At 65.3% G+C, this 7360-nt stretch carries 8 protein-coding genes and 2 pseudogenes; 7 read left to right on the top strand and 3 right to left on the bottom strand.

Going from position 1 to position 7360, the window contains the following annotated elements; translation table 11 throughout:
• Positions 1-122: 122 nt before the first annotated feature.
• A complete protein-coding gene (locus tag ED92_RS38700) occupies positions 123-827 on the top strand; it encodes a hypothetical protein (RefSeq protein WP_037347405.1) in 705 nt (234 codons plus the stop codon).
• Positions 824-2206, top strand: a complete 1383-nt coding sequence (locus ED92_RS38705) for an FAD-binding oxidoreductase (RefSeq protein WP_037347406.1) — start codon at positions 824-826, stop codon at positions 2204-2206. Before ED92_RS38700 ends, ED92_RS38705 begins: the two co-directional genes overlap by 4 nt.
• An 87-nt stretch (positions 2207-2293) precedes the next feature.
• Here ED92_RS38705 and ED92_RS43880 read toward each other — a convergent pair.
• A pseudogene (locus tag ED92_RS43880) lies at positions 2294-2458 on the bottom strand (DUF5984 family protein); the annotation flags it as partial.
• 120 nt (positions 2459-2578) lie between these two features.
• On the opposite strand from ED92_RS43880, the gene ED92_RS43220 reads away from it, so the two are divergent.
• The 3 genes from ED92_RS43220 to ED92_RS42275 all read left to right on the top strand — a co-directional run bounded on the left by ED92_RS43220 (position 2579) and on the right by ED92_RS42275 (position 4240).
• On the top strand, positions 2579-3130 hold the full coding sequence (locus ED92_RS43220) for a hypothetical protein (RefSeq protein WP_200882807.1): 552 nt from the start codon (positions 2579-2581) through the stop codon (positions 3128-3130).
• A gap of 437 nt (positions 3131-3567) precedes the next feature.
• A complete protein-coding gene (locus ED92_RS42650; RefSeq protein WP_152611153.1) occupies positions 3568-3798 on the top strand; it encodes a hypothetical protein in 231 nt (76 codons plus the stop codon).
• A 190-nt stretch (positions 3799-3988) separates the two neighbouring features.
• Positions 3989-4240: a YrhB domain-containing protein gene (locus tag ED92_RS42275; protein ID WP_081976058.1), complete on the top strand. Its 252-nt coding sequence runs from the start codon at positions 3989-3991 to the stop codon at positions 4238-4240.
• Between the two features lie 129 nt (positions 4241-4369).
• Here the strand turns inward: ED92_RS42275 and ED92_RS43725 are convergent.
• Positions 4370-4840, bottom strand: a pseudogene (locus ED92_RS43725) (peptidylprolyl isomerase); the annotation flags it as partial.
• A gap of 189 nt (positions 4841-5029) precedes the next feature.
• Positions 5030-5437 (bottom strand): hypothetical protein, encoded by a 408-nt coding sequence (locus ED92_RS38725; protein WP_037347409.1) that lies wholly within the window; start codon positions 5435-5437, stop codon positions 5030-5032.
• Positions 5438-5501: 64 nt separating this feature from the next.
• Here ED92_RS38725 and ED92_RS43590 point away from each other — a divergent pair, with 64 nt between their 5' ends.
• Together ED92_RS43590 and ED92_RS43595 are read left to right on the top strand one after the other, a co-directional pair.
• Positions 5502-6824, top strand: a complete 1323-nt coding sequence (locus ED92_RS43590) for a barstar family protein (protein WP_081976066.1) — start codon at positions 5502-5504, stop codon at positions 6822-6824.
• A gap of 255 nt (positions 6825-7079) precedes the next feature.
• On the top strand, positions 7080-7360 hold a 281-nt coding region (locus ED92_RS43595), incomplete at its 3' end, for a hypothetical protein (protein ID WP_235213503.1).

The following is a 7360-nucleotide window of genomic DNA, read 5'->3' on the forward strand; positions in this document are numbered from 1 at the left end:
CGTGGTGCAGTGTGTTGCGCCGGTCGCGGTACTTGGTTGCACCTTGGCGTAGCGGGCGTCCTCGCAATAGCGCCACTGTGGGAGCCACATGAGATCACGGTCACCCTCAAGGAGGCGCTGCCATGCGCGACGTACTCTTCGCCGCGGCGGACATCTGGATGATCGCCGTCGGACTCATCTGTGGTGTGAAGTTCATCCGAGACCATCACAACTATTTGATCGGTCTCGAGTGGATCATCATGGGGGTATCGGGGATCAATTTCCTGATCTATGGGGTTACCAAGGCTGGCCCCGACTCCCTGGCACATCACATCGCCTTCTTCCTGGACGCGTTCTCGCGCTCGATCGGGTTCACCCTGGTCCTGGTCCTCGGGTTGCTGGTCATCACCCACCGGTACAAGCCCACGACCCGAGTCGAAGTGGGCGCCTTCGCCCTCGCCGCGATACTCGGCTTCCTCCTCTCCGGGTTCGCCGAGGAGATCGGCACGCCGGGCAAGGTGTTCCTCCTGATCGCCGCGCTCGCGACCTCCGGCTTCCTGTGCTACTTCGCTTGGCGCCTCTGGAAGTTCGGCGAACGCGGCCACGCCGCGTGGGTGGCTGGCGCCACCGCGCTGAACGTTGTCGTCGCGTCGATCTACGACTTCTGGCGAATCCCCGGCGACGACGCCGACCACACCCGGTTCTACATCCTCGCGCTGTTCACCTGGGGCCTGGCGATGCTCGTCATCTATCGGGCGTATGCGGCCTTCGTCGCCTACGACAAGCGGGTCGACGCACGCCTCAACCCGATCACCAGCGCCCCCGCTTCCGGAGTTGAAACCGCATGAGCGCCACCGCGAACACGACCTACACCACGTTCACCGGATGGGTCGATCCGCCCACTGACATCCGACCGCCGCTGACGGAGAACCTCACCTGCTCTGTCGCGGTCATCGGCGGCGGTCTCGCGGGCCTGGCGACCGCACTTCGCCTCGCGGAGCACGGCGTCGACACAGTCCTGCTGGAAGCGGAGTTCTGCGGGCACGGCGCGGGCTCCCGCAACGCCGGCCAGCTGGCGAGCGCGCCCGGCGGCGACATCCAGCTGCTGAACCTGCTCTACCGCAAGCGCATGGCGGCGATCCTCCGCCTCACCGAGAACGCCGCCGCCCACGTCGAGGGCCTGATCGAGACGTTCGGCATCGACTGCGACTACGAGGCCACCGGCAACGTTTTCGCGGCCGTCTCGCGCGGCCAGCTGGGGCGCACGCGTCGTATCGCGAAAATCCTCCGCCGTGCCGGGGCGCACGTCGAGGAGGGCACGGCCCACGAACTGGGCATCCCGCACGGCTTTCTCGGCGGCATGCGCGAGATCTGCGGCGGAATCATGAACCCTGGGAAGTTCCTCCGTGGCCTGCGCAGCGCGGTGCTCACCTCGCCGGTGCGGCTCTTCGAACAATCGAAAGTCGTCGATATCGCCCGCGGCAACGGCGGTGTCACCCTCGAGACGCCCGGCGGCATGGTCCGGGCGGAGAAGGTGGTACTGGCCACGAACGCCTATGCGGGCGAGTGGGATATCACGCCGAAACGCCTGTCGTCACCAATGTGGGTAACCGAGGTGGAGACCGAGCCTATCGCCGGGGACCGTCTCGCCGCACTCGGATGGACCAGCCGGTCCGGGCTCATCACCCAGCACAACATCATGGAGAACTACCGCCTCACGTCCCGCAACACCATCGTGTTCGGCGTCCGGCGAGTCGAGCGCGCCACAAGCTACCCGCTTCCCGAGCGCCGTCCCGATCAGGCGGTGGTCGCCGACCTCGCGCGCGCGTTCGCGCGGCGCTTCCCGCCGCTGGAGGACGTCGAGATCGCCCGCGCGTGGGGCGGCTGGATCGGGATCACCTCGTCCTGGCTGCCGGTCGCCGGCACGATCGGCGGTGACGTCGACTACTCCCTCGCGTGCAACGGCCACGGGCTCGCTCAGGCCACCTACATCGGGTCCCTCATCGCGGACCGGATCGCCACCGGCATCACCCCGGACGATCTGCACACCATCTGGGTCGACGAACCGAAGTTCGGCCGTGCGGTCCCGCTGATCATGGGTCGCCGCGGAGTGCGCGCGGCGTGGACCGTGGACAGGTTCAACGACATGATCAACGGCAGCAAACGGAACGCGCGCAAGGGATTCGCCGCTGTCCCGCGCGGCGAACTCATCCGTCAGGGCGATTGAGGTGTCCCGGCCGCTGAGTTCACACCTTTCGTCCGTGAGTACCCGCCCTGGCACGGTGCAGTCGACTCCGTATTCGGCGGTATGTCGCCAGTCGACAGTAATCGTGTCGTGGTCGGAGACCGATCGCCACCACACGATGCGTGGTGAGGCGGCGAGGTAGCTGGTGTGCATGAAGTGGCTGCTGCACCAGTTGGGCGATTCTCGCTCATACCCCGATGAGGACGTTCGAAGCAGGCGGGTGGAGCAACCCATGCTGCCCGGTCACCGCAGGAATCGGGCTCACGTTCGCCGAAGAAATGCCATGAGGCTGAGAGTGACCATGGTGACGTCACCGTGAGACAGCCGAGAATGCCCAGGTCGCACAAGATCGACATGTCACGAGCGGTGAGACCCTACACGATTCTGCTGGCCAGGCAAAAAGGCATCGAGGTATTGCGCGAACGCGCTTCCCCTATGCCGCCGCGCTGTTTGCCGACCTGCTGGGCCGAGCAGGAAGATGCCGAGGCGCTGCGTGAACTCGCCGACCTCGGCGACGATCACGCCGCCGACCTCTTGGTGCGTCTTCTGGCCGAGCGCGGGGACCTGAAGCAGTTGCGCCAACTCGCCGACAACGGTGACAGTCGCGCCGCCAGGCGACTGGCTGACCTGCTGGTCGAGCGGGAAGACGTCGAGGAGTTGCGCCAGCTCACCGACGCCGGCAACATTCACGCCGCCACGCGCCTGGTTGACGTGCTGGCCACGCGGGGAGACGCAGTGTCACTGCGCCAACGCGCCGACAACGGAGACGTTTACGCTGCCGCGCGACTGCCTGAGGTGCTGGCCGAGCAGGGGATGCTGGAGCTACTTGACCGGGAAGTCGCAGCAGGAACCGAGGGCGCGGCCAGGGCTCTACGCCGCGCGCGGATCGGTTCTGCCGACTCGTAACCAGCGAGAGCTCAGACACCAAAACTGCGAAACGAAGGGGACGCACGCCGCGCGAGCTCGCGGACGGGTGTCGGAGGACCCGCGGATCCAGGGGCTGGAGACCCTCGCGATCCTGCAGCGGGAGCGGAAACTCGCACCGGCCTGAGGTAATTGTCGTGATCATCGGCGCGCCGGTCATAAGAGGCCGGCTTGCTCGGCGGGCGCCGTGTCCGGCCTGAGCGCTGGCATGAGCGCGGCGCGTTCAAGGTGCTTCAGTGCACTCCAGCCACCGCGCAGCACCACGTGCCCGGGTACCGCCACGGTCAGCCCCGTCGTCGGCCGCGGCCCGGTGGCGGTCAGGTGGATCGGAAGGTGAAAGTAGCGGGCGGAGTTCATCCCGTCCGCGGCGCGGCATTAGGCGTCGCCAGGTAGCGTCCTATCCTCGATAGGGTGTTCGAATGAGCACGGTGCCGAACAGCCAGTGGTTCGCGAGCCGGGTATCCCGATGCATCTCGTGCTTCAAGGGAACGGCGGCGGTCGAGCGCGGTGCGCTCGACTCGGTGGGCGGGTGGCCGCTGCTTCCTCTGGGGGCTCCGGTCACGAATCTCTACCCTGATGAGCCGGTTCCCTATGGCGTCGAATTCACTACGCTGACGCGCCATGGCGCGCGGCAGGTGGTCGAACAATGATCTGGAGGGGTTGCAGGCGGCTGGTGGCGGAGCTCGCGGGATTGTCTACGGGCAGACGAGATCGATGCGCTCGTTTGAAATGCTATCCTTCGTCAGGGAAAGGTGAGTTCTTGGACTTCAACGGCTGATGCCCAATGGTCCAATGTCATATGACTACTGGAGCAGGTTCTACTTCATTAGGGCGAATTAAATGGTACTGCAAGACGCGTTCGAAGCCGCACAACGTTTCCTTGATGAGAGGATTCGACCTAAGTATGCCACGGAAATTGTCATCGCCAGGTGTGTTGAGAACGATGACGGGTGGGCATTTAGCTGTAACAGCCGGGCGTTCCTGGAGGACGGTGAGATAATGTCGTCGCTGGTCGGCAACGGTCCGATCATCGTCCCGAATTCTGGCACTGACCCTTATGTCGGCGGAATCTTCCCGCGTCCCAAGCTGTGAACTCGATTATTGGTGAAGCGTAGATTTTCCGCCCATCTTCGTCCCCTATGGGTGGAGGAGAGAATTCGATATTGCAGTTCGGGCGCTCGGGTCTTGCCCAAGCTGCAGGTCGGGTTGCCTGTTGTAGATGCCGCCGGTGGCCTTCTGGGGCTTCATCGGCTTCGCGGGCAGGCCGTCCTGAGGGCCGTTCGGGTCCGTCGGGATGATCCCGGCGGCCACGATCTTGTCCAGGACGTCCATGCCCCGCACGACCTTGCCCATCACCGAGTAGTTCTTCGGGATGTTCGCGAACGAGTGCACGATGAAGAACTCGCTGCCGTTGGTGCCGGGACCCTGGTTGCCCATGGCGAGTTGACCTATCCTGACGGAGCCCGGATCGAGGGGCACCTGACGCGATTCGACCGCGCGATCAGCCTGTCGTTCACCACCCCGTGCTATCTCACCAGGGCCCACCACTAGCCAGTACCGTCGGCCGAGACTGATCATGGTGACGTGATCGTGAGAAAACCGAGGAACCGCAGGTCGCACGAGATCGACATGTCGCGAGCGGTGAGACCGTACAGCTGTCTGTAGGGCCTCATGTGAGTGGCCGAATCTCATTGATGTTTCCCAAAGTTGGGCAGTCTTACGGGGGTCTTGGCGACTCGCCGGTCGTCGCCGCGCCCTCACATGTTGGTGTGGAGCGCCACGGTCGTGGAGCTCGTCAAGCGCTGCAGCCGCCACAGGTCGAAGACGCGGCGGCACAAACGAACCAGCAGCGTCCGCTCATGACGATGAGCGACTGGCAGGTCATATCTCGTAGGGATAGATCTTGATCTTCTCAGGTCTTAGGTTGATCTCGACCCATGCGCCGGCCATCCCTTGAGGCAGGTTGTCGACATGGCCGAGGTCGATTATCGCTCCGGCCAGTTCCAGGTGCGCTAACGGCAGTGCCGCCTCAACCTCGGTGAGGCCAAGCCGTCCTCGGCAGAAGACTTCGCGTTCGTCCTGGTAGAGGCACGCTTCCTCGACTGTGGCCAGCGAGCAGTTGAACCTCCACCGGAACTCCTCGTCGAGGTCCCACTCGACGTGGTGCTCGCCTGCTGCGGACTCCAGGTTTCCGCCCCAAGACGCCGCCACGGTCCCGACCGGGGTCCTCACGGTGACCAACACGGCATCGCCGGGATTCCGGAAGAACCGCTCCACCTGAACCAGCATTGGATCATCGTTCCGTACGACACGCGCCCCGCCGAGTGCGCCCTCATGCCGATGAGCGGACGTGATGGCAGCGCGAGTCAACGACTCCATCACGGCGATCGGGCCCGCCGCGGCCACTCCTGCAGATAGTGTCGTAGGGGTGGTGGTCAACCCCAACGCCGGTCTTCGACCGGAGCAGCAGCGGTGGACATGGGAGCATCCGGCTGGCCCGCGCTGGCTGCTCTGTGGTGACATCGGCTTCGATGACTCCTATGACGACGTCCCGCTGGCGCTGTGCGCGGAGATCGAAGGACTGTTCGTCGACCTTCCGCCCCGGTCGAGGGAGCAGTTCACGCTCGTCGGGTGCGCCCCGGTCGGCGTGCTCGCCGATCTCCTCGACCGGCTGGCCGCTGAGGCACTTGGTACCGAGCGAGCCTGGCTGGGCAACGTCTCTTTGACAGCGCCTACGTCCCCGTCGTGTGGGGAAGATCTGTGCGATGTCGTCGTGCTCGCGCAGCGGTCGAACGCCACGGCGCCGGAAACAGTCGACATCGACCTCGACGGGTTCGTGTGTGTCAACGACCGCACGGATGCCGTGGCACGACCTGGCGGCGTCGACGAGTTCGTTGTCCAGGGCTGGGACGGGGCGCCCTACGGCGTCTGTGAGGACGTCACAGGCGTGTTCCGCGAGCAGGCCGCGGCACCGGTGCCACAGGTCAGACTCCTCGGTTGCCGACCGGAACCCCCATTGCTGGCCGCGCTCGACGCGTCGCGACAGTCGACCAAGGCCAGCCGGCGTCGCCGCTGGCTGCGCGGCGACGTCCACATGGTCGCCATCGATGGTTCTGCCGGCCGTGTGATCGACGCGGTGGTGTCGGGAACGGTCAGCGCGGCCGCCCCGTCGCGGCTCGGTGCCGGACTCCTGGACGTGAGCATCGACGTGGTCTCAGGAGAACCACTGCCGGCTGGGGTCCTCGACATCCTGGACCAGTGGCGCGCTGGGCGGCCGTCCCGACGGAACCTGTGGGCTGCCTACAGCCGGGAACTCCGGCACCAATGGGCCGGGGTAGCGCTCGGTCACCAGTCCAGTGCGCCGGACCCGCCATCCGGCACCACCTACGACCTCGACGGCCGGTTCGTGACGGATATCGAAGGGTTTTACTGCGCGATCGGCGAGGCGATCAACGGCCCCGGCGGGTACTTCGGCTGGAACCTCGATGCCCTGGACGACTGCCTCAGCGGCGGCTTCGGCGCGCTGCCCCCGTTTCGACTGGTGTGGCACGACTCGGCTGTCGCCCGAGCACACCTCGTTGCCGGCTACGACCAGCATCGGCTGCGTCCGGCGACCACTCTGGAGGATCTCCTGACCATGCTCGCCGAGCACGGGATCGAGGTCGACCTGCGCTGAGCCGTGCGTCGACCACTGCCAGGTCGTCTCGGTCCAATCCGACGAAGACCTTTCGCACGCGGGTCCTTCGCCGGGACGAGATCCATGCTGCGCGAACATCCGCTCATGCCGCTGACCGTGCTGTCGCGAGGCGCGCATGTGCCGAGTTGAGGATGACGTCGGTAACGCTGCGGGCTGACGTATTTGGTTTAAGGCCAAGGTTCGAGACTTGTATGGTCCATGGCGTGCTGTCGTGGATTTGGGGGAGTGACGTCTGTGTCGGTTGACCTGCCGGTGGTGATAACCGGGGTTGCGCTCTACGAGCACATTCGCCGGAATCTTGATCTGTCCGGGCGGCTGCCGGCAGAGGTGGGGTTGCCGGATGACGCCAAGGTGATGTCCGATCGGCTTCGGTGGGTGCCTGGTGCCATGGATGGGGTCATCGGTCACCATGGATCCGCCGATGGCACTGATCGCGCCGCTGAGGTCGCACGCTTGCTGGCGATGGCGTGCCAGCGGCCATCGGCCAGGTCACCACATGGTCATCCACGGCCAAT

The organism is Amycolatopsis sp. MJM2582 (genome assembly GCF_000754115.1).
Classification (GTDB): domain Bacteria; phylum Actinomycetota; class Actinomycetes; order Mycobacteriales; family Pseudonocardiaceae; genus Amycolatopsis; species Amycolatopsis japonica.